Origin of the sequence: Pseudomonas sp. WS 5059 (genome assembly GCF_012985525.1) — a bacterium.
Lineage (GTDB): Bacteria > Pseudomonadota > Gammaproteobacteria > Pseudomonadales > Pseudomonadaceae > Aquipseudomonas.
Genome location: NZ_JAAQWO010000007.1, coordinates 204,013 through 226,436 on the forward strand (window position 1 = coordinate 204,013; position 22,424 = coordinate 226,436).

The following is a 22,424-nucleotide window of genomic DNA, read 5'->3' on the forward strand; positions in this document are numbered from 1 at the left end:
TAACTGACTGACATTAGGGCAAGCCCGCTCCCACATTTTTGATCGAGATTGTGTCAGGGGCGGCCCAAGAGGTGGCTCATGGCAGTCTTGAGTTTCATCGGCCGCACCGGCTTGTGCATCAAGGTGTGCCCCAGCTCGCGGATCTGCAGTTTCAGCTCGTTGCTGTAGTTGGCGGTGATCATCATCGCCGGAATCGCACTGGCCCGCCGCGCATTGATCCTGGCCACCGCGTCCACGCCGTTCTGTTCGTCATCCAGGTGATAGTCGGCAATCAGCAGATCCGCCTGGGCATGGTAGTTGTCCACCTGGCGTGCCAGGTCCTGCTCGGACAAGGCCGTCACCACCTGGCAGCCCCAACCCTCCAGCAAAGTGCGCATGCCGGCGCAGATCGCCGCGTCGTTATCCAGCACCCACACCCGCGCACCCTGCAAGCGCTCGAGCATCGGCTCGCTCATCACCGGCATAGGCAAGACCCTGGGTGCGGTGCTGCTCAACGGCACCTCCACACTGAACATCGAACCCCGGCCCGGCCATGAGCGCACGCTGATCCGGTGCCCGAGAATCCTGGCGATTTTCTCCACAATCGCCAGGCCCAGGCCCAGCCCGCGATCCTGGTCGGGACGTTGCACATCGCCGCGCTTGAACTCCTGGAAAATCTCCTCCAGACGCTCCTCGGCGATGCCCATACCGGTATCCCAGACCTGGATCGACAAGCGCTGATGCTCGCGCCGGCAACCCAGCACCACGCGCCCACCGTAGGTGTAGCGAATGGCATTGCTCAACAGGTTGCGCAAGATCCGCGCAAGCAACTGGATATCGCTGCGCACCAGGGCCGAGCAGCCAATAAAGTGCAGCTGCAAGCCTTCGCTGCGCGCCACTTGGGTGTATTCGGCGGCGAGGTTGTCCAGCAGTTCGCTCAAGGCAAATGGCGCGATATCGGCCTTGATCACCCCGGCATCGAGCTTGGAAATATCCACCAGGGTGCCCAGCAGGTTTTCCACATCTTCCAGGGAATTGCTGACGTTGCGCACCAACGTTTCGTTGGCCACCGGGTCACGGCGCTCCAGCAAGGCCCCGGTAAACAGGCGGGCGGCATTCAGCGGTTGCAGCAGGTCATGGCTGACCGCCGCCAGAAACTTGGTTTTCGACAGGTTGGCCTGCTCGGCCTCCAGCTTGGCTTCACGCAGGCGCGACTCCACGCGGCGGCGCTCGTGGATTTCCTGCAACAGCTGGTCGTTGAGCGAGGTCAGTTCGGCCGTGCGCTCGCGCACTCGCAGCTCCAGGTTCTGATACGCCTGGTGCAGGGCCTCGGCGGTGCGCCGGCGTTCGGTGATGTCGCGGATCAGCACAAAGATCCCCACCACCTCGCCACTGGCCAGGCGATTGGGCACATAGGAGCGCAGCATGTAGCGCTCCTGGTGGTTGATGTTGGTTTCGGCGAACTCAAAGGTCACGCTCTCCCCCGCCAGCGCCTGCGCCACGTAGGCTTCCAGGCGCTGGTAATGCTGTTCGCTGTGGGCCTGGCGCAGGCTTTTGCCGAGCATCGCGCCCTGCGCCCAGCAATACCATTGCTCGTAGACCTTGTTGGTGAACTCGTAGACCAGGTCGGCATTGAGGTAGGCAATCAACGCCGGCACATGGTCGGTGATCAGGCGGATCCAGCGTTCGCTTTCCTGGGATTTCTGCGCGACGGCCTGTTCACGGCGCAGGGTTTCCGCCAGTTTGACGTCGGTGATGTCGGTAAACAGAATCACCCGCCCGCCGTCCTGGGTCGGCCTTTCGCTGACTTGCAACCAACGGCCGTTATCCAGGCGGTAGAACAGGGTTTCATCGGCATGCCCATGGGCTTCTTCGGTGAACAGGCCGTTGACCGTCATCAACCGCTTGACCTCGCGCAGGCCCATGCCCGCGACAATCTGCACCGGGCTATTGCTCCAAAATCCCTGGAAGCGGCTGTTGAACAACACGATGTGCTGGTGTTGGTCGAACAGCACAAAGGCATCGGAAATGCTCTCGATGGCATCGATCAAATGCTGGTGCGCGGTTTCCGCCCGCAGCCGCGCCTCGCGCAGCAGATGGTTGCTGGCCTTGAGTTCGGCCATCGCCTGGTTGAGCGCATCGGTACGTTCGCGCACCTGCTCGGCCAGCACCACCGAATGCTGGAACGCCGCATAGGGGTCGTTGCCACGGGTCGCGCCGGACTCGACGCGCTCGATCAGCGCGGCGTTGATCCGCGCCAGCTTGCGATTGTCCTGCTGCAGGGCGCGGATCTGCGCGTGCAGTTCAGCGCTGTCCAGGGGTTCGACCACGGGCAATGGCGACCCCGGTAAAGGTCTGGTTGATGTGCATGCCATTGAACTGTTCTCCGTAGGTGTTGAACCCCATCACCCGTTGCTCGCGCAAAAAGGCGCCGATCGGCTCCAGGGCGCCGTGCTCTTCGAGCTCCAGGCGCCGCAGGAAACAGTCGCAGCCAATGGTCAGCAGCAAGTCGCCAAGGCGCGCTTGCAGGCCGTCGAACAGGGTCTGCAGGTTGGGCAGGATCGGCCCCGGGGTCATGGCGGTGAGGACGATGCCGTTTTCCACCGCGCAGTAGAAACTCAAGCTCAAGTCGTCGTGGACCTGCTGGATCGCCCGCACGTAGTACTGATCATTGACGCGCACCGCCAACGGGTGGGCGGCGAAGATCCGGTGATCAAGTTGCGCCACGGCCACGCCGATATGCCGCGCGTATTCCTCGGCGGCAGGTTCGGCGTTCAATTCAAAGACCCGTCGCGAGGCGCTGTCCGCCCCTGTCACCACCAGCTTCTGTGCCAAGGGCAGGATGTGGTGGGTGGTGAACACCTCGAAATCCAGCCAGGTATTGACCAGTACCACCACCGCCGCGCCGCTGTGAAAGGCGCCGTCGAAATACACGTGGGTGTGGGTCAGGTGGTTGTCATCGCCGGCCGAACCGCCGAAATGGGGGATATCACCAAGCGCCGCGCTCAGGGCGGCGAGGACCATTTCTTCACGGCTGGACAGGCCATCGAGCAGGGTCAAGGCAAAGCTGTTGCCCTTGATCGGCGCCAGGGTGTTGCTGCGACAGCCGCCCACCAGGCGTTCGACCATTTGTTGCGCGTCGATCAGGCTGAAGTGCTCGACCTGGTCGATCAGCTCGGTGGCGATGGAAAAGTGCGCGTGGTCAAACCCCACCGCCGTCACGCAATTGCGCCCGTACCCCTGGGGTGTGATCTCGCCGGCACTGGTGCAACCCACCACACGAACACCACCGAAACTGTGTTGCAGGGCCTGGCCGAGGGCCTGCAGGTCGTAGGTGGCAGAGCAGAAGAACAGCACGAAACCCAGGTACGGGTGCAACAACTGGCGCGCCAGCTCATCGGCCACCTGCCGCGCCTCGCTGGCCTGGGACATGGCTGTGACTACGCCTTCGCTGTGCACCTGCTGCATGGTCATCTCCCCGTTGAAGCTCAAGTGTACGAACGCGCGGGGTGGCGACCTATGCTACTTGGGTACTGGGTCGGGGCTTCGATGGGATGAGAGCCACCGAGCAACAGATGAATCTCTGTGGGAACAGGCTTTGTGTGGGAGCTGGCTTGCCTGCGATTGCATCACCGCGGTGTAACTGATCCACCGAGTCGCAAGCATCGCAGGCAAGCCAGCTCCCACATAAGCCAGCTCCCACACGTTTGACCGTGTTCCAGGTCATTACCAGGTCAGCACCGCCCCCACCGCAAAGGTATCGGTGTCTTCATTCTGCGCACTGGTGTCGTGGCCGGTGATTTCGAACTGGTTGTACTCGGCCACCAGCTTCAGGTTGTCGTTGATGTCATGGAACAGGGCAATGCCACGGGTTTGGTAGTCGGCACCGCTGCCGACCACGCCGTTGCCGTCGTCCTTGGTCTTGCCGTAGGACAGCGCAAGGCGGTTCTTGCCCAGTTTGTAGGAGCCCTGCAACAGGTAGCCGTTGCTGTCGACATTGCGCAAGGTGGCTTCCCCGGCGTTGTTGGTAAAGAAGGGGTTGATGCCCTTGGCCTGGAAGCCGGAACCGGTGAGCGACAAGCCGCCCATCTTCGCCTGCACGCCATAGCCCAGGCCCTTGGAGGTCACCGACTCGACGCTGGAGTCGGTGTTGTCCGAGGTCTGGTAGCTGCCGTTGAGCCAGCTGTAGATCTTCGCCCCGCCCACGTCGAACTGGTAGGTGATCTCGCTCTCGGTGCGCGGGTTCTTCTGGTAGGCCTTGCCCAGCGCGCTGCTGTCGTTGGTGTCGACCGGGTCCATGATGCCCACGGCCACCCGCAGGCCTTCCATTACCGGGGTGCGGTAGGTGATCTGCGAGGTGGGGAACGGGTACGGGTAGCCGCTACCGATGTTGCCGAACGACACCCCGCCGCCGTCCACCAGGCCCAGGCTATCGCTGACCTGGCCGTAACCTGCGAGCAGTTCGTCGAGCAGGATGTTGGAGCGGGCGAACAGACCGAAGTCCTTGCCGATCAGCACTTCGCCCCACTCGGGGTTGGCCACGGTGCCGTAGAACTGGCGCACGTCGATGGCGGTGTCGGTGCCGTTGGTTTCACTGTCGTTGATGGTCACCCAGAACGAAGCGCGGGCGCCGAGCTTGAGGTCATCGACCTGCTTGCCCATGTTGAAGCCCAGGTAATTGGGCAAAAAGCCCATCTTCACCCGCGACTGGCGCCGGTCGTACTGCTCGCCGGCACGGTCCACGTCGCTGTTGACGTAGAAGGCGTTGATATAGCCATCGGTGGAGAAGGTGGTCTCGTCCTTGTCGTACAGCACGATTTCGGCCTGGGCCAGCGAGCTCAAGCCGAGGCTGGCGATAAAGGCTGGCAACAAACGACGGGGGAAGTTCTTATTGTTATGCATGGCGCGCTCCGGCGACGGGGGTCTGGGTGTCGGAGGCGATTATCGAAAGCCGGGCAGCGCGGTTAAACGCTGCCTTGGAGGGGGATGCGCGGTGCTTTGGAGGGCGCCGAGGGCCCGCCACTTAAGGCTTACACCAGTAGGCGCGGGATTGGGGTCAAAGGGCGTTGAACAACATCCCGCCTGCCACCACGACACACAGGCTGGCAAAGCCGATTTGCAGGGCCCGCGCCGGGACCCGCGAGCCCAGGCGCCGGCCAGCAAGCATGCCGACGATGCTGGCGCCAATAAATACCCAGCCGAGGGTGTCGATCACCACCCCGGCATGGAACGCACCGACCACGCCAATCAGCGAGATCAGGCTGATCACCATCAACGAGGTGGCGACAATCCCGCGCATCTGCACGTCGGTCAGTTGCTTGAACGCCGGCACGATCAGAAAACCGCCGCCTACGCCCAGCAGGCCCGATACTGCGCCGGTTACAGCGCCCAGGGCGGCCAGGGTCGCGGTGCATTTGGCGGTCCAGGAAAAACGCCCGGTCTGCTGATCGAGCATGCAGTTTTTTTGCCCCCAGGACGCGGCGCCATGGTCGCTGGGGCCGGCCTCGACTTTCTCGCGCCGCAGCATGCGCCATGCCACCAGCACCATCAGCGCGCTGAACAGGCCCATCAGGATCTTGTCCGGCAACTGATGGGCAAAAAACACCCCCAACGGCGAAAACAGCGCGCCGAGCAACGCGATCAACAGCGCCGCGCGGTAACGCACCAGGCCATGGCGCAAGCCATCAAGCGCTCCAACTGCCGCTGCCGCGCCGACCGCAAACAACGACACCGGCGCCGCTTCGGTCATGGTCAAGCCCAGCCCCAGGACCAACGCCGGCACACCGAGAATCCCGCCCCCGGCCCCGGTCAACCCCATGACCAGGCCCATCAACACACCCAAAAAACTTGCCAGCAGCATAGGGTCCTCTCACTCCACCTTGGCCAGACGGGTCAGCCATTCGCGGCCCTTGAGCATGCCGTTCCAGTAGAACCACGGCAGCAGCGTCGCCTTCAAGAACCACGCCGAACGCCGCGCCACCGTCGGGTCGAGGGCAAAGGTCGGCAGCAATCGGCCGCCATAACCGAACTCGGCCAGCACCACCTTGCCCTTCTCCACCGTCAGTGGGCAGGAGCCATAACCGTCGTACTTGAGCGGCAACGGCGCCTGTTTGCGCAGGGCCAGCAGGTTCTCGGCCACCACCACGATTTGCTTGCGCACCGCGGCGGCCGTCTTGGCATTGCTGGTGGAGCACACGTCGCCCAGGGCGAAGATGTGCGGGTAACGCACCTGTTGCAGGCTGTGGGGGTCGACCTCGCACCAGCCAGCGGCGTCGGCCAGTGGGCTGTGGCGGATAAAATCCGGGGCCACTTGTGGCGGTACGACGTGCAGCATGTCGAAGGACTTTTCTTCGATGCTGAGATTGCCCTCGGCGTCCTTGACCTCGAACCAGGCCTTGCGCGCCGGGCCATCAACCTTGATCAGGTTGGAGTTGAAGGCCAACTGCGCGCCGTATTTCTCGACATAGTTCATCAACGGCGGCACAAAGGTCGCCACACCAAACAGCGCGGCACCGGCCAGGTTGAATTCGACGTCGATGTTGTTCAGATCACCCTGCTTGAGCCAATGATCGCAAGACAGGTACATGGCCTTTTGCGGCGCGCCGGCGCATTTGATCGGCATGGCCGGCTGGGTAAAGATCGCCTTGCCACCCTTGAGCTGCTGCACCAGTTGCCAGGTGTAGGGCGCGTGCTGGTAGCTGTAGTTGGAGGTGACGCCGTTCTGGCCCAGGGTCTGCTCCAGGCCTTCGATTTTCTCCCAGGCCAGGCGCAGGCCGGGGCAGACGATGAGGTTATTCCACGTCACGCGCTGGCCGCTGTCGAGCACCAGGGCCTGTTCGTCGGGCAGCAACTGGCTGACCGCCGCCTGCACCCAGGTCACGCCATCGGGCAATACCCGGGCCATGGGGCGCATGGTCTTGCGGATGTCATGGGCGCCGCCGCCCACCAGGGTCCAGGCGGGCTGGTAGTAATGTTCGGCGCTGGGTTCGATCAGGATGATATTGAGTTGCGGGTCGCGCTTGAGCAGGCTGGCCAGCAGGCCGATGCCTGCCGAGCCGCCGCCGATGACCACGATGTCGCCACTGATGGTCGGTCCCCAGTGTTGGTCGTTCATAGTCCTGGCCTTTCTTATTTCAACAATGCACACAAGGGTCGTTGCCGTTTGGCGTCACGCCCCGTTCAGAATCGATCCTTTGCTTCGGGTCGTTTGTTTCACTAAGCTCGCAAGCCTATGTGGAAATCACCTCGAATGTAAGCTGCTATCAGCTACCCAGGACACCGTCATGCCCGCGTTGATTCAATCCTTTCTGGACGAGGCATCGTCAACCTACACCTACGTCGTCTATGAAACGCCCGGCAGCCCCTGTGCCATCGTCGATTCAGTGCTCAACTACGACCCGGCCTCGGGGCGTACCGACACGACCCAGGCCGACCAGGTGATCGCCTTCGTCCGTGAGCACCGCCTGCAGGTGCAATGGCTGCTGGAGACCCACGCCCACGCCGACCATCTGTCCGCCGCGCCGTACCTGCGCCGTACCCTGGGCGGAAAAATCGCCATCGGCCAGTCCATCAGCCAGGTGCAGGGGGTATTTAAGAACCTGTTCAACCTGGAGCCGGCGTTTCGTGCCGACGGTTCACAGTTCGACCACCTGTTCGCCCCCGACGAGGTGTTCCACATCGGCAACCTCAAGGCCCAGGCCCTCCACGTGCCCGGCCACACCCCGGCAGACATGGCCTACCTGATCGACGACCAGTTGATCCTGGTAGGCGACACCCTGTTCATGCCCGACGTCGGCACCGCCCGCTGCGACTTCCCCGGCGGCGATGCACGCCAGTTATATGCCTCGATGCGCACGTTGCTGGCCTTTCCCGGCGAGACGCGCCTGTATGTGTGCCACGACTATCCGCCTGAAGGCCGCGCGGCCAAATGCCTGACCACCGTGGCCGAACAGCGCGCGGGCAATATTCATGTGCATGACGGGGTGGACGAGGCGGCGTTTGTGCAGATGCGCACCCAGCGAGACGCCGGGCTTGGAATGCCGACCCTGTTGCTGCCGGCGATCCAGGTGAATGTGCGGGCGGGCAATATGCCGCCGGCGGAAGACAATGGCGTGACCTACCTGAAGATCCCCCTCAACCAGCTTTGATGCAGGAGCTGGCTTGCCGGCGATGGTGGCCTGCCTGATCCACCGTCATCGCCGGCAAGCCGGCTCCTACAACGGTTTGCGTCAGGAGCCCAGGTTGATGCCGTTGGCCGGCAGAGGCAGCGCGGTCTTGTAGCGCACCTGCTTGAGCGCAAAGCTGGAGCGAATGTTCGCCACCCCCGGCACCTTGGTCAGGAAATCCATCATAAAGCGCTCCAGCGACTGGATGGTCGGCACCAGCACCCGGATCAGGTAGTCCGGGTCGCCGGCCATCAGGTAGCACTCCATCACCTCCGGCCGGTCGGAAATCGCGCCCTCGAACTGCTGCAGGGCTTCCTCGTTCTGTTTCTCGAGGCTGACGTGGATAAACACGTTGACGTGCAGCCCCAGCAAATCGGCATCCAGCAGCGTGACCTGGTCACGGATCAAGCCCAATTCCTCCATCGCCTTGACCCGGTTGAAACACGGCGTAGGCGACAGGTTGACCGAGCGTGCGAGGTCGGCGTTGGTGATGCGGGCGTTCTCCTGGAGGCTGTTGAGAATCCCGATATCGATACGGTCCAGCTTGCGCATGAGACAAAACCACCTGTTTATTATGTTTATGCAGATTTTTTATCCTCAAATGATCTCAGGCGCAACCAAACAGAGATAAATATTCTCCGCGGCCCGGCCTATGATTGTTGTAGGACAAGATTTCTCCTACCCGGGGAATGACTGTCAGCTAAGCGCGCCCACTACAAGAAATTCACAAGATCGAGCGTAGAAAGCCATGACCCAGCATTACGAACCGCTGCGCCTGCACGTTCCCGAACCCTCGGGCCGTCCTGGTTGCAAGACCGACTTTACCTACCTGCGCCTGACCGACGCCGGTACGGTGCGCAAACCCGCCGTAGACGTAGAACCCGCCGACACCGCCGACCTGGCCAAGGGCCTGATCCGCGTGCTCGACGACCAGGGCCAGGCCCTGGGCCCGTGGGCTGAAGGTGTGCCGGTAGAGATTTTGCGCCGTGGCATGCGTGCCATGCTCAAGACGCGGATCTTCGACAACCGCATGGTGGTCGCCCAGCGTCAGAAAAAGATGTCGTTCTACATGCAAAGCCTTGGCGAAGAAGCCATCGGCAGCGCCCAGGCCCTGGCCTTGAACATCGACGACATGTGCTTCCCCACCTACCGCCAGCAAAGCATCCTGATGGCCCGCGAAGTGCCGCTGGTCGACCTGATCTGCCAACTGCTGTCCAACGAGCGCGACCCGCTCAAGGGCCGCCAGTTGCCGATCATGTATTCGGTCAAGGACTATGGCTTCTTCACCATTTCCGGCAACCTCGCCACCCAATTCGTACAGGGCGTGGGCTGGGGCATGGCCTCGGCGATCAAGGGCGATACCAAGATCGCCTCGGCGTGGATTGGCGATGGCGCCACCGCTGAATCAGACTTCCACACCGCCCTGACCTTCGCCCACGTGTACCGCGCGCCGGTGATCCTCAACGTGGTCAACAACCAGTGGGCGATCTCCACCTTCCAGGCCATCGCCGGTGGTGAAGCCACCACCTTCGCCGGACGCGGCGTGGGCTGCGGCATCGCCTCCCTGCGGGTCGACGGCAACGACTTCATCGCGGTGTACGCCGCCTCTGCCTGGGCTGCCGAACGCGCCCGCCGCAACCTCGGCCCGACCCTGATCGAATGGGTCACCTACCGCGCCGGCCCGCACTCCACCTCCGATGACCCGTCCAAATACCGGCCTGCCGATGACTGGAGCCACTTCCCCCTGGGCGACCCGATTGCCCGCCTCAAGCAGCACCTGATCAAGATTGGCCAGTGGTCCGAAGAGGAACACGCCACGGTCAGTGCACAGCTGGAGGCCGAAGTGCTCAGCGCGCAGAAAGAAGCCGAACAGTACGGCACCCTGGCCGGTGGCCAGATTCCAAGCGCCGCGAGCATGTTCGAAGACGTTTATAAAGAGATGCCGGAGCACTTGAAGCGCCAGCGTCAAGAGTTGGGGATCTGACATGAACGATCACAACAATAAAATCGAGCTGGAAACCGCCATGACCACGACCACCATGACCATGATCCAGGCCCTGCGCTCGGCCATGGATGTGATGCTTGAGCGCGACGACAATGTGGTGGTGTTCGGCCAGGACGTCGGTTACTTCGGCGGCGTGTTCCGTTGCACCGAAGGCTTGCAGACCAAGTACGGCACCTCGCGGGTGTTTGACGCACCGATCTCCGAAAGCGGCATCGTCGGCGTGGCCGTGGGCATGGGCGCCTATGGCCTGCGCCCGGTGGCCGAGATTCAGTTCGCCGACTACGTGTACCCGGCCACCGACCAGATCATCTCGGAAGCGGCGCGCCTGCGTTACCGCTCGGCTGGCCAGTTCACCGCGCCGTTGACCATGCGCATGCCTTGCGGCGGCGGCATCTACGGTGGGCAGACTCACAGCCAGAGTATCGAAGCGGTGTTCACCCAGGTCTGCGGCCTGCGCACGGTGATGCCGTCCAACCCCTATGACGCCAAGGGCCTGCTGATCGCCTCCATCGAAAACGATGACCCGGTGATCTTCCTCGAGCCCAAGCGCCTGTATAACGGCCCGTTCGACGGCCACCACGACCGCCCGGTGACCCCGTGGTCCAAGCACCCGCAAGCCCAGGTGCCGGACGGTTACTACACCGTACCGCTGGATGTAGCCGCCATCGTGCGCCCAGGCTCGGCCGTCACGGTGCTGACCTACGGCACCACTGTTTATGTGTCACAAGTGGCCGCCGAAGAAACCGGGATCGATGCCGAAGTCATCGACCTGCGCAGCCTGTGGCCGCTGGACCTGGAAACCATCGTCAAGTCGGTGAAAAAAACCGGCCGTTGCGTGGTGGTGCATGAAGCCACCCGTACCTGCGGTTTTGGTGCCGAGTTGGTGTCTTTGGTGCAAGAGCACTGCTTCCATTACCTGGAAGCGCCTATCGAGCGTGTGACCGGTTGGGACACCCCCTACCCCCACGCACAAGAGTGGGCGTATTTCCCTGGCCCGACCCGTGTGGGCGCGGCTTTGCAACGGGTCATGGAGGTCTGAATGGGCACGCACGTTATCAAGATGCCGGACATTGGCGAAGGCATCGCAGAAGTGGAATTGTCGGTCTGGCACGTCAAGGTCGGCGACATGGTCGTGGAAGACCAGGTGCTGGCGGATGTGATGACCGACAAGGCGATGGTGGATATTCCCTCGCCGGTCCACGGCAAGGTGATATCACTGGGCGGTGAGCCGGGTGAAGTCATGGCGGTGGGCAGTATCCTGATCAGCATTGAAGTCGAAGGCGCGGGCAATACCCGGAAGTCGGCGTTGTCGGCCGTGGTTGAAGAAGCCGCGCCGGCCCCGAAAGCCGAAATCAAGGCGCCGGTGGCTGAAAGCAAACCGGCCGCCAAGCCGGTGGTAGCGGCCCAGGCTCCGGTGGCCCGGGACGCCAATGAGCGCCCGCTGGCCTCCCCCGCCGTGCGCAAGCACGCGCTGGACGCCGGGATCCAGCTGCGTCTGGTGCAGGGCTCGGGCCCGGCCGGGCGCATTCTGCATGAAGACCTCGATGCCTATCTGCAACAGGGCAACACCCGCGCCTCGGTCGGCGCCAACCCGTATGCCGAGCGCAACGACGAAGAGCAGATCCCGGTGATCGGCATGCGCCGCAAGATCGCCCAGCGCATGCAGGATGCCACGCGCCGCGCTGCGCATTTCAGCTACGTCGAAGAGATCGACGTGACGGCCCTGGACGACTTGCGCGTACACCTCAATGAAAAACATGGCGCCAGCCGCGGCAAGCTGACGTTGTTGCCGTTCCTGGTGCGCGCGATGGTCGTGGCCTTGCGCGATTTCCCGCAGATCAACGCGCGTTATGACGACGAAGCCCAAGTCATCACCCGCCTTGGCGCGGTGCATGTGGGCGTTGCCACCCAGAGCGATATCGGCCTGATGGTGCCGGTGGTGCGTCACGCCGAGGCCCGCAGCCTGTGGGGCACCGCCGAAGAAATCACTCGCCTGGCCACTGCCGCGCGCAATGGCAAGGCCAGTCGTGACGAGCTCTCGGGCTCGACCATCACCCTGACCAGCCTCGGCGCGTTGGGCGGGATTGTCAGCACTCCGGTGCTGAACCTGCCGGAAGTGGCGATTGTGGGTGTCAACCGCATCGTCGAGCGGCCAATGGTGATCAAGGGGCAGATCGTGATCCGCAAGATGATGAACCTCTCCAGCTCCTTCGATCACCGGGTGGTCGATGGCATGGACGCGGCGCAATTCATCCAGGCCATCCGTGGCCTGCTCGAACAACCCGCCAGCCTGTTCCTGGAGTAAGGGCATGACTCAGACATTACAGACCACCCTGCTGATTATCGGCGGCGGCCCCGGCGGTTATGTGGCGGCGATTCGCGCCGGCCAACTGGGCATCCCGACCATCCTGGTAGAAGGCCAGGCGTTGGGCGGCACCTGCCTGAATATCGGCTGCATTCCGTCCAAGGCGCTGATCCACGTCGCCGAACAGTTCCAGCAAACCGTGCACCTGAGCCAGGGTTCGGCCCTGGGTATCGACGTGGATGTGCCAACCCTGGACATCCGCAAGAGCGTCGAGTGGAAAGACGGGATCGTCGACCGCCTGACCACCGGGGTTGCCGCACTGCTGAAAAAGCACAAAGTGCAGGTGATCCACGGCTGGGCCAAGATCGTCGACGGCAAGACCGTGGACGTGGGTGACCAACGTATCCAGTGCGAGCACCTGCTGCTGGCCACTGGCTCGAAAAGCGTCAACCTGCCGATGCTGCCGATTGGCGGGCCGATCATCTCGTCCACCGAAGCCTTGGCGCCGAGCCGTGTGCCAAAACGCTTGATCGTGGTCGGTGGCGGTTACATCGGCCTGGAACTGGGGATTGCCTATCGCAAGCTCGGTGCCGAGGTCAGCGTGGTCGAAGCCCAGGACCGCATCCTGCCAGCCTACGACGCCGAGCTGACGCAACCTGTGGCCGAATCCCTCAAGCAATTGGGGGTCAAGTTGTACCTCAAGCACAGCGTGACTGGCTTTGAAGGCGGCAGCCTGCAAGTACGCGATCCGGAGGGCGGCACCCTGGCCCTGGAGACCGATCAGGTACTGGTCGCCGTTGGTCGCAAACCTAACACCCAGGGCTGGAACCTGGAAGCCTTGAACCTGGCGATGAATGGCGCGGCGATCAAGATCGACAGCCGCTGCCAGACCAGCATGCGCAATGTGTGGGCCATCGGCGACCTGAGCGGCGAGCCGATGCTGGCACACCGGGCCATGGCCCAGGGCGAGATGGTGGCCGAGCTGATCAGCGGTAAATCCCGCGAATTCAACCCGGCGGCGATCCCGGCGGTGTGCTTTACCGACCCGGAACTGGTGGTGGTCGGCAAGACCCCGGACGAAGCCAAGGCCGCAGGCCTGGACTGCATCGTCTCGAGCTTTCCGTTTGCGGCCAATGGCCGGGCCATGACCCTGGAGTCCAAGACCGGCTTCGTGCGGGTGGTAGCACGTCGCGACAATCACCTGATTGTCGGCTGGCAGGCGGTGGGGGTTGGCGTGTCCGAGCTGTCCACGGCCTTTGGCCTGAGCCTGGAAATGGGTGCACGCCTGGAGGATGTGGCGGGCACCATTCATGCCCATCCGACCCTGGGTGAAGCGGTGCAGGAAGCGGCGCTGCGGGCGTTGGGGCATGCCCTGCACCTGTAAAACCGTGGTGATGCTATCGCCGGCAAGCCGGCTCCTACAATCGAGCGCGTTACGCCGACCAAATGTAGGAGCCGGCTTGCCGGCGATAGCGGTGGATCAGCCAAAACAGATGCTCAATGGTCCCCCCACCCGCTCCCACACAGGCCAAGAATGAAGTATTGTTGCGCCCATCCAGAAATAAACCGAAAGCCTGCCTTCGACCAGGCGGTTGAAAAAAGATAGAGGGTGTCATGGGTAACGAAAGCATCAATTGGGACAAATTGGGTTTTGACTACATCAAGACCGACAAGCGTTTCCTCCAGACCTGGAAAGACGGCGCCTGGCAAGAAGGCACCCTGACCGAAGACAACGTGCTGCACATCAGCGAGGGCTCCACCGCCCTGCACTATGGCCAGCAGTGTTTTGAGGGCCTGAAGGCCTATCGCTGCAAGGACGGTTCGATCAACCTGTTCCGCCCGGACCAGAACGCCGCCCGCATGCAACGCAGCTGCGCCCGCCTGCTGATGCCGCAAGTGCCGACCGAAGCCTTCATCGAGGCGTGCAAGGAAGTGGTCCGCGCCAACGAGCGTTTCATCCCGCCGTACGGCACCGGCGGCGCGCTGTACCTGCGCCCGTTCGTGATCGGCACCGGTGACAACATCGGCGTGCGTACCGCGCCCGAGTTCATCTTCTCGATCTTCTGCATCCCGGTCGGCGCCTACTTCAAGGGCGGCCTGACCCCGCACAACTTCCTGATCTCCGGCTATGACCGCGCCGCGCCGAACGGCACCGGTGCCGCCAAGGTCGGTGGCAACTACGCGGCCAGCCTGATGCCCGGCTCCCTGGCGAAAAAAGCCAACTTTGCCGACTGCATCTACCTGGACCCGGCCACCCACTCGAAAATCGAAGAAGTCGGTTCGGCCAACTTCTTCGGGATCACCCACGACAACAAGTTCGTCACCCCGAACTCGCCATCGGTGCTGCCGGGCATCACCCGCCTGTCGCTGATCGAACTGGCCAAGACCCGCCTGGGCCTGGAAGTGGTCGAAGGCGACGTGCTAATCGACAAACTGGCAGACTTCAAGGAAGCCGGCGCCTGCGGTACCGCAGCGGTGATCACGCCGATCGGCGGGATCGAGTACAAAGACAAGCTGCACGTGTTCTACAGCGAAAAAGACGTCGGCCCGGTGACCCAGAAGCTCTACAAAGAGCTGACTGGCGTGCAGTCCGGCGACGTTGAAGCGCCGGCCGGCTGGATCGTCAAGGTCTAAGCCGACCCTGATTGTAGGCGCTGGCTTGTGTGGGAGCTGGCTTGCCTGCGATAGCGGACTGTCAGTCAACGCATTGGTGACTGACATATCGCTATCGCAGGCAAGCCAGCTCCCACATTTGTTTTGCGGTGGTTTCAGGATTTTGGCAGGTTCTGCGCAATCTTCTTGCCCATGCTGATCCTCGGCTCCACGCCATACCCCAGCGCCTCGTAGAACCCCACCACTGTCTCGTTGCCCAGATTGATCTGCAGGTTGATCTTCAGGCAGCCCAGGGCGATCAACGCCTGTTCCCCATGGCGCACCAGCGACGCGCCCAGGCCTTGCCGGCGATAGTCCGGATGCACGGCCACCGAATACAACCAACCACGATGCCCGTCGTAGCCTGCCATCAAGGTGCCGATCACGGTCTTGCCGTGGGTGGCGACAAAAAATAGCCCGTCCTCCACCGCAAGCTTTCTATCAATCGCCAGTTCCGGCCGGTTATGCGGGGTGTCGTAGCCAAACGCCAACTGCCAAAGCGCCGCTACCTGGGCACGATGCAGGCGGTCGCGGTAAACCCCGATGGGGTGGCGGGACGACAATACCTTCTCCATCACCAGGGTGCGCTCGTTGCCGTGGTACACATCGCGCACGGTCTGGAAACCCAGCTTGGTATAAAACGGCTCGGCGGTGAGGGACGACGGTACGCTCAATACCGTGACCCCAGCCTCACGGGCCCGCTGTTCGATATCGACCATCAGTTGGCGGCCGATGCCCTGCCCTTGCAGCGCCGGGTTGACGAACACCGAACGCACCACATTGGCGTCCAAGGCGGCGGTAGCGACGATTGCCTGATCCTGGAGGGCAACCAGCACGGTACGCCGCGTGAGCAATTGCAGCACCGCCTGTGGCGTGAAGTTGCTCGCCACCCGCGCAATCACGTCCGCCGGGTAGTCGCCGGCGTTGCTGCTGTGCAGGGCCGCCAGGATGACTTGGCTGATGCCTTCGGCATCGGTGGGTTGGGCGAGGCGGACGGCGGTAGACATGACTCCTCCTGACGGGCAGCGTTATGACAGCCACCACAATACCCATGTGTGGGCTTGTGTGGGAGCCGGGCTTGCCCGCGATGCAGGCACCTCGGTGTGTCCGCCACACCGCGGTGATGCTATCGCAGGCAAGCCAGCTCCCACAAAAGCCGGCTCCTACAGGTTTGAGCGCCCCTGACAGCCGATTCGGCTGCCACACCCCTCTTTTCAGCTTTCCCGGCTGGGCCGCTCCCCTGTTTCAGCCGGGATTCTGCGGCCAGAGCGCACAAAATAGCCGCAATGCCCAACCCCATGGACCCGTGCCCCCATGCAAACCACCAATACCGTCCTGATGATCCGCCCGGCGCACTTTGCCTTTAACCCGGACACCGCGATCAACAACCGCTTCCAGCGCGCGCCCGTCGACCCGGTGGCCGCACAGCACAAAGCGCTGCAAGAGTTCGACGGTTACGTCGCCACCCTGCGCGAGCATGGCGTGGAAGTGTTGGTGGTGCAGGACACGCCCGCACCCCATACCCCGGATTCGATCTTCCCCAACAACTGGTGGAGCAGCCACGCCGACGGCAGCCTGGTGCTGTACCCGATGGAAGGCCAGAACCGTCGCCTGGAACGCAACAAAGGTGTGCTGCAAGTACTGGAGCAGCGCTTCGCGATCAAGCACACCATCGATTTCAGCCACCTGGAACAACAGAACATGTTCCTCGAAGGCACCGGCAGCATGGTCCTCGACCGCCAGCACCGCATCAGCTACGCCTGTCACTCCGGGCGCACCCATCGCGATGCGCTGCGCCAGTTCGCCGAGCGCCTGGACTATCAGGTCTGCGCCTTCCACGCCGTCGACCGCCATCACGCACCGATCTACCACAGCAACGTGATGATGAGCGTCGGCCGCGACCTGTCGGTGGCGTGCCTGGACGCACTGCCCGAAGCCCACGAACGCCAAGGCCTGGAACGCTCCCTGCGCGACACCGGCAAAGACATCCTGGCCCTGGACTTCGACCAGTTGGAAGCCTTCGCCGGCAACATGCTGGAACTCCACGACCGCGACGGTCAGCCGCTGCTGGTGATGTCCGCCAGCGCCTGGCGCTCGCTCAAGCCGGCGCAGCGCCAGCATGTGGAGCGCCACACCCACCCAGTCGTGGTGAACATCGACAACATCGAACGCATCGGCGGCGGCAGTGCCCGCTGCATGTTGGCCGAAGTGCATCTTCCGGCCCGCGCCTCATTCCAATAAGGAGTTTTTCCATGACCCGTTATATCGACGTCAACGACCTCAGCTACCTGGTATCGCAAAAAGGCCTGCAAACCTGCATCACGGAGATGGCCGAGTACATCCGCGCCGACTACCTGCGCTGGAATGACTTCGAAAAATGCGCGCGCCTGGCCAACCACTCGCCCGAGGGCGTGATCGAGCTGATGCCGGTCTCGGATGCTTCGCTGTATGCCTTCAAATACGTCAACGGCCACCCGAAAAATACCCAGAGCGGCATGCTCACGGTCATGGCGTTCGGCGCCCTGGGAGATGTGGACACCGGCAAGCCGGTGCTGCTCAGCGAGATGACCCTGACTACCGCGATCCGCACTGCCGCCACTTCGGCCCTGGTCGCGCGCTACCTGGCACGGGACAACAGCCGCAGCATGGCGTTGATCGGCAATGGCTCGCAAAGTGAATTCCAGGCCCTGGCGTTCCATGCCTTGCTGGGCATCAATGAGATCCGCCTGTTCGATATCGATTCCAAGGCCATGCACAAGCTGGCGAACAACCTCAAGGCTTTCCCGGCGATCAAAGTGACCCTGGCCGCAAGCGTTGCCGAGGCGGTGAAAGGTGCCGATATCGTCACCACCGTCACTGCCGACAAGGCCTACGCCACCATCCTTACCGACGGCATGATCGAGCCCGGCATGCACCTCAATGCCGTCGGCGGCGACTGCCCCGGCAAGACCGAGCTGGACCGGCGCATTGTCGAGCGCGCGCGGGTGATCGTCGAGTACGAACCACAAAGCCGTATCGAAGGCGAAATCCAGCATATGCCCGAGGACTCGCCGGTCACCGAGCTGTGGCAAGTGATCAACGGCCAGAAGCCGGGCCGGGAAAACGCGCGCCAGGTCACCCTGTTCGACTCGGTGGGTTTTGCCCTCGAAGACTACTCGGCCCTGCGTTATGTGCTGGATGTGGCCAAGGCCCTGGACGTGGGCAGCGAGCTGGAACTGGTGCCGGACCTGGCCGACCCCAAGGACCTGTTCGCACGCCTGGCCCAGCAACCGGTCGCACAGCACAAAAAACGCGCCTGAAACCGCTCTGGCCTGCCGCTTTGCGCGAGCGGCGGGCCGTAAATCCTGATTTGAAAAGCCGATATACAGGGTGTTGCAGCCGATTCTGCTGCAACCGGTGTTTTAACAGCGTATTCCGCGTGCCAACGCCTAGGTAAACGACACAAAAAACGCACCATCATGAAGCATTCTGAGCGCGACCAAAGAGTCAGCAAATGAATGCATGCCGCACCCTTTCTACTGCCCTGACATCAATTACAAAATATAGGGAAAACACCATGACTCCGCTCCGATCACTCGTCGCCGCGCTGCTCCTGCCTTTGTGCGCCACCGCCGTCCAGGCCCAGGAATGGAAAGAAATCCGTTTCGGCGTGTTCCCCGAGTACCCACCCTTTGAATCCGTGGCCGCCGACGGCAGCCTGCAAGGTTTCGACATTGAGTTGGGCAACGCCATCTGCGCCAAGCTTGAAGTCAAATGCACCTGGGTCCCCAACGAATTCGACGGCATGATCCCGGCACTGCGTGCGCGCAAGTTCGACGCCATTATGTCCTCGATGGCCGTGACCCCGGCCCGGCAAAAACAGATCGACTTCAGTGACCGTCTGTTCCTCAGCCCCACCTCAGTGATCACCCGCAAGGGCGCAGGCTTCGGCGACACCCCAGAATCCCTCAAGGGCAAACAGGTGGGTGTGCTCCAGGGCTCGCTGCAAGAAGCCTACGCCCGTGCTCACCTGGCCAAGCTCGGTGCCCAGGTCAAGGCGTATCAGTCCCAGGACCAGAACTACGCCGACCTGCAAAACGGCCGCCTCGACGCGACGCTGACCGACAAGCTCGAAGCCCAGCTCAACTTCTTGTCCAAGCCTGAAGGCGCCGACTACCAGTCCGGCCCGGCCTTCAAGGACCCGACCTTGCCGCTGGACATCGCCATGGGCCTGCGCAAGAACGACCAGGAGTTGCTGGCACTGATCAACAAGGGCATCGCGGCCATCCAGGCTGATGGCACTTACTCGCTGATCCAGAAGAAATACTTCGGTGACGAAGATATCTATCACGAATAACGTCAGCAGATAGCCTCTCCCCCTGTAGGAGCGAGCTTGCTCGCGAAAAACTCAAGATCGCCACCGGGTACCCGTTTTACCCGGTCATCGTTGACGATTTTCGCGAGCAACCTTGCTCCTACAAAGGGAAACCGTGCCCATCGAGATCTCCCTTCATGAATGAACTCCTCAACCTGCAAGGCTTCGGCCCGCTGTTGGCCCAGGGTGCCTGGATGACCATCAAGCTGGCGTTCCTCGCGCTGGTCCTGAGCCTGACCCTGGGCTTGATCGCCGCAGGTGCCAAGCTGTCCAGCCACAAGCTGTTGCGCATCCCGGCCACGCTCTACACCACCTTGATCCGCAGCGTGCCGGACCTGGTGCTGATCCTGCTGATCTTCTACAGCCTGCAACTGTGGCTCAATGACCTGACCGAGATGATCGGCTGGAATTACTTCGAAATCGATCCCTTCACCGCCGGTGTGATCACCCTGGGCTTTATCTACGGTGCGTATTTCACCGAGAATTTTCGCGGCGCCATGCTCAGTGTGCCGGTGGGCCAACTGGAGGCGGCAACCGCCTACGGCTTGAGCCGCTGGCAGCGCTTTCGGCTGGTAATGTTCCCGCAGTTGATGCGGTTTGCGTTGCCGGGGCTGGGCAATAACTGGCTGGTGCTGCTCAAGTCCACGGCGCTGGTGTCGATCATCGGCCTGGCAGACCTGGTCAAGGCCGCGCAGAACGCCGGCAAGACCACCAATGACCCGTTGTACTTCCTGATCCTCGCGGGCCTGGTGTATCTGGTGATCACCACCCTTTCCAACCGCATCTTCAAGCGCCTGGAACGGCGCTACAACGTTGGCATCAAGGGGGTCGCGCGATGATTGAACTGATCCAGCAATATGGCCTGGCGTATCTGTGGACCGATGGCTCGGGGTTTTCCGGGGTGGCCATGACCTTGTGGCTGTTTATTGTGTCGGTGATCCTCGGGTTTTTCCTGTCGATCCCGTTGGCAATTGCCCGCGTCAGCGAGCACTTCTGGCTACGCTGGCCGGTGGAGGTCTACACCTACCTGTTTCGCGGCACGCCGTTGTATATCCAGTTGCTGATTTGCTACACCGGCCTGTACAGCCTGGAGGTGGTGCAGGACAACGCCCTGCTCAACCAGTTTTTCCGCAATGCGTTGAACTGCACCCTGCTGGCATTTGTGCTCAACACCTGCGCCTACACCGTGGAGATCTTCGCCGGGGCCATTCGCAATATTCCCCACGGCGAGATTGAAGCAGCACGGGCCTACGGCTTGCACGGCTGGCGGATGAACCTGTTCGTGGTGATTCCCGCCGCGCTGCGCCGCGCGTTGCCGGCCTACAGCAACGAAATGATCCTGATGCTGCACGCCACGTCCCTGGCGTTTACCGCAACCATCGCCGACATCCTCAAGGTAGCCCGCGACGCCAACGCCGAAACGTTCCTCACGTTCCAGGCCTTCGGCATTGCCGCGCTGCTGTACATGCTGCTGTCCTTTGCATTGGTGGGCCTGTTCCGACTGGCCGAACGACGCTGGATGCGCTTTCTTGTCCCGACCCGAGGCTAACCCATGAATCAGTCCGCACAGGCCCTGGCCGCTCATCCCACCCACGTTGCCGCGCCCCGCCCGAGCGTGGTGGCGGCCGGCGCCAACGTCAAACTCAAGGTCGAAGACCTGCATAAAAGCTATGGCGACCATGAAGTGCTCAAGGGTGTTTCGCTCAACGCCAGCAAGGGCGATGTGATCAGCCTGATCGGCGCCAGCGGCTCCGGCAAAAGCACCATGCTGCGCTGCATCAACTTCCTCGAACAACCCGACGCCGGGGTGATCACCCTGGACGGCATCAGCATTGAAATGCGCCCGGGCCGCGCAGGCGTGCAGGCGCCGCACCAGGCGCAACTGCAGAACCTGCGCACGCGCCTGGCCATGGTGTTCCAGCACTTCAACCTGTGGAGCCACATGACCGTGCTGGAAAACATCTGCATGGCGCCGCGCCGGGTGTTGGGCGTGAGTGCCGCCGAGGCAGAAAAACGCGCGCGGATGTACCTGGATAAAGTGGGCCTGCCGGGCCGGGTCGCCGACCAATACCCGGCATTTCTCTCCGGTGGCCAGCAACAGCGCGTGGCCATCGCCCGGGCCCTGGCCATGGAGCCGGAGATTATCCTGTTCGACGAACCGACCTCGGCACTCGACCCAGAGCTTGTAGGGGAAGTCCTAAAAGTCATACAGACGTTGGCAGAGGAAGGTCGTACCATGCTCATGGTCACCCACGAAATGGGCTTTGCCCGGCAAGTGTCCAGCCAGGTGCTGTTCCTGCATCAGGGCCGCGTCGAAGAACAAGGCAGCGCCGAGATCCTCGACCATCCCAACAGCGAACGCTTGCAGCAATTTCTCTCCAACCGCTTGAAGTGAACACAGAATCGACCATGGATACCAAGGCCAACGGACCCCATTCCTCCCCTGCGCTGGATCGCATCGATGAAGCCATCATCGATGTACTGCGCCATCAGGGGCGAATCACCTACGAGAAGCTGTCTTCGCTGGTGCACCTGACGCCCAGGCCCTGCCTGGAACGGGTGCGCAAGCTGGAACGGCGCGGGGTGATCCGCGGCTATGGCGCGATCATCGATGTGCAGATGGTCTCGCCGGGATTGTCGTTGCTGGTGCTGGTGGCCTTGTCGAACCAGAGCGGGCGCTCGGCGCAAAAAGCCTTCGAAGCTTGCGTCAAGGCCTGCCCGCAGGTGTTCGAATGCCAACTGATCAGCGGCCCCTTCGACTACAGCCTGCGCATGCGCTGCCGGGACATGGAGCACTACCGCGTGCTGACGGAAACCTGGTTGAACAACGACGAGCTGCACATCGACAAACTGGTGGCCCATCCAGAGCTGGCGGTGGTGAAAAACACCGCGACTGAGCTGGCCTGAACCCCATCGCCTCACACGATGCAGATCAGATGTGGGGGGTGGGCTGGTGTGGGGGCT

20 protein-coding genes are annotated in these 22,424 nt (G+C 62.4%); 13 read left to right on the plus strand and 7 right to left on the minus strand.

What is annotated here, in order from left to right; genetic code table 11:
* Positions 1-53: 53 nt before the first annotated feature.
* From HBO12_RS21440 to HBO12_RS21460, 5 genes are all read right to left on the minus strand, one after another.
* Positions 54-2,315: a hybrid sensor histidine kinase/response regulator gene (locus tag HBO12_RS21440; RefSeq protein WP_170043231.1), complete on the minus strand. Its 2,262-nt coding sequence runs from the start codon at positions 2,313-2,315 to the stop codon at positions 54-56.
* Positions 2,284-3,447 carry a nitric oxide-sensing protein NosP gene (nosP, locus tag HBO12_RS21445; protein ID WP_170043150.1) on the minus strand — a complete coding sequence of 388 codons (1,164 nt, stop codon included), beginning with the start codon at positions 3,445-3,447 and terminating at the stop codon, positions 2,284-2,286. Before nosP ends, HBO12_RS21440 begins: the two co-directional genes overlap by 32 nt.
* Positions 3,448-3,705: 258 nt before the next feature.
* Positions 3,706-4,881, minus strand: coding sequence for a porin (locus HBO12_RS21450; RefSeq protein ID WP_169956121.1), 1,176 nt, complete (start codon positions 4,879-4,881; stop codon positions 3,706-3,708).
* Between the two features lie 154 nt (positions 4,882-5,035).
* Entirely contained in the window at positions 5,036-5,839 is an 804-nt protein-coding gene (locus HBO12_RS21455; protein ID WP_170043151.1) for a sulfite exporter TauE/SafE family protein, read from the minus strand.
* A 9-nt stretch (positions 5,840-5,848) separates the two neighbouring features.
* Positions 5,849-7,093 (minus strand): NAD(P)/FAD-dependent oxidoreductase, encoded by a 1,245-nt coding sequence (locus HBO12_RS21460; protein ID WP_170043152.1) that lies wholly within the window; start codon positions 7,091-7,093, stop codon positions 5,849-5,851.
* A 169-nt stretch (positions 7,094-7,262) separates the two neighbouring features.
* On the opposite strand from HBO12_RS21460, the gene HBO12_RS21465 reads away from it, so the two are divergent.
* Complete coding sequence (locus HBO12_RS21465) at positions 7,263-8,126, plus strand: MBL fold metallo-hydrolase (protein WP_170043153.1); 864 nt, start codon at positions 7,263-7,265, stop codon at positions 8,124-8,126.
* Between the two features lie 81 nt (positions 8,127-8,207).
* Here the strand turns inward: HBO12_RS21465 and bkdR are convergent, their stop codons facing one another.
* The gene (bkdR, locus tag HBO12_RS21470; RefSeq protein WP_169956129.1) at positions 8,208-8,696 is read right to left on the minus strand and encodes a Bkd operon transcriptional regulator BkdR; all 489 of its coding nucleotides are present in this window, start codon (positions 8,694-8,696) and stop codon (positions 8,208-8,210) included.
* 196 nt (positions 8,697-8,892) lie between these two features.
* On the opposite strand from bkdR, the gene HBO12_RS21475 reads away from it, so the two are divergent.
* From HBO12_RS21475 to HBO12_RS21495, 5 genes are all read left to right on the plus strand, one after another.
* Positions 8,893-10,128, plus strand: a complete 1,236-nt coding sequence (locus HBO12_RS21475; protein ID WP_169956131.1) for a 3-methyl-2-oxobutanoate dehydrogenase (2-methylpropanoyl-transferring) subunit alpha — start codon at positions 8,893-8,895, stop codon at positions 10,126-10,128.
* A 1-nt stretch (position 10,129) separates the two neighbouring features.
* Positions 10,130-11,188, plus strand: a complete 1,059-nt coding sequence (locus tag HBO12_RS21480) for an alpha-ketoacid dehydrogenase subunit beta (RefSeq protein WP_029296529.1) — start codon at positions 10,130-10,132, stop codon at positions 11,186-11,188.
* Positions 11,189-12,454 (plus strand): dihydrolipoamide acetyltransferase family protein, encoded by a 1,266-nt coding sequence (locus tag HBO12_RS21485; RefSeq protein WP_170043154.1) that lies wholly within the window; start codon positions 11,189-11,191, stop codon positions 12,452-12,454.
* A gap of 4 nt (positions 12,455-12,458) precedes the next feature.
* On the plus strand, positions 12,459-13,838 hold the full coding sequence (lpdA, locus tag HBO12_RS21490; RefSeq protein ID WP_170043155.1) for a dihydrolipoyl dehydrogenase: 1,380 nt from the start codon (positions 12,459-12,461) through the stop codon (positions 13,836-13,838).
* Positions 13,839-14,068: 230 nt separating this feature from the next.
* Positions 14,069-15,088 carry a branched-chain amino acid aminotransferase gene (locus tag HBO12_RS21495; RefSeq protein ID WP_169956137.1) on the plus strand — a complete coding sequence of 340 codons (1,020 nt, stop codon included), beginning with the start codon at positions 14,069-14,071 and terminating at the stop codon, positions 15,086-15,088.
* A 134-nt stretch (positions 15,089-15,222) separates the two neighbouring features.
* Here the strand turns inward: HBO12_RS21495 and HBO12_RS21500 are convergent, their stop codons facing one another.
* Complete coding sequence (locus HBO12_RS21500; RefSeq protein ID WP_170043156.1) at positions 15,223-16,113, minus strand: GNAT family acetyltransferase; 891 nt, start codon at positions 16,111-16,113, stop codon at positions 15,223-15,225.
* A gap of 307 nt (positions 16,114-16,420) precedes the next feature.
* Between HBO12_RS21500 and ctlX the strand changes: the two genes are divergently transcribed.
* From ctlX to HBO12_RS21535, 7 genes are all read left to right on the plus strand, one after another.
* On the plus strand, positions 16,421-17,347 hold the full coding sequence (ctlX, locus tag HBO12_RS21505) for a citrulline utilization hydrolase CtlX (RefSeq protein WP_170043157.1): 927 nt from the start codon (positions 16,421-16,423) through the stop codon (positions 17,345-17,347).
* A gap of 11 nt (positions 17,348-17,358) precedes the next feature.
* Entirely contained in the window at positions 17,359-18,405 is a 1,047-nt protein-coding gene (locus tag HBO12_RS21510; RefSeq protein ID WP_170043158.1) for an ornithine cyclodeaminase, read from the plus strand.
* 257 nt (positions 18,406-18,662) lie between these two features.
* Positions 18,663-19,442, plus strand: coding sequence for an ABC transporter substrate-binding protein (locus HBO12_RS21515; protein ID WP_170043159.1), 780 nt, complete (start codon positions 18,663-18,665; stop codon positions 19,440-19,442).
* A gap of 155 nt (positions 19,443-19,597) precedes the next feature.
* Positions 19,598-20,299 carry an ABC transporter permease gene (locus tag HBO12_RS21520; RefSeq protein WP_170043160.1) on the plus strand — a complete coding sequence of 234 codons (702 nt, stop codon included), beginning with the start codon at positions 19,598-19,600 and terminating at the stop codon, positions 20,297-20,299.
* Positions 20,296-21,009: an ABC transporter permease gene (locus HBO12_RS21525; RefSeq protein ID WP_057439424.1), complete on the plus strand. Its 714-nt coding sequence runs from the start codon at positions 20,296-20,298 to the stop codon at positions 21,007-21,009. The genes HBO12_RS21520 and HBO12_RS21525 overlap by 4 nt, the downstream gene beginning before the upstream one ends.
* A gap of 3 nt (positions 21,010-21,012) precedes the next feature.
* On the plus strand, positions 21,013-21,855 hold the full coding sequence (locus HBO12_RS21530) for an ABC transporter ATP-binding protein (RefSeq protein WP_262377052.1): 843 nt from the start codon (positions 21,013-21,015) through the stop codon (positions 21,853-21,855).
* A 14-nt stretch (positions 21,856-21,869) separates the two neighbouring features.
* Positions 21,870-22,367, plus strand: a complete 498-nt coding sequence (locus HBO12_RS21535; protein ID WP_029296543.1) for an Lrp/AsnC family transcriptional regulator — start codon at positions 21,870-21,872, stop codon at positions 22,365-22,367.
* Positions 22,368-22,424 lie beyond the last annotated feature (57 nt).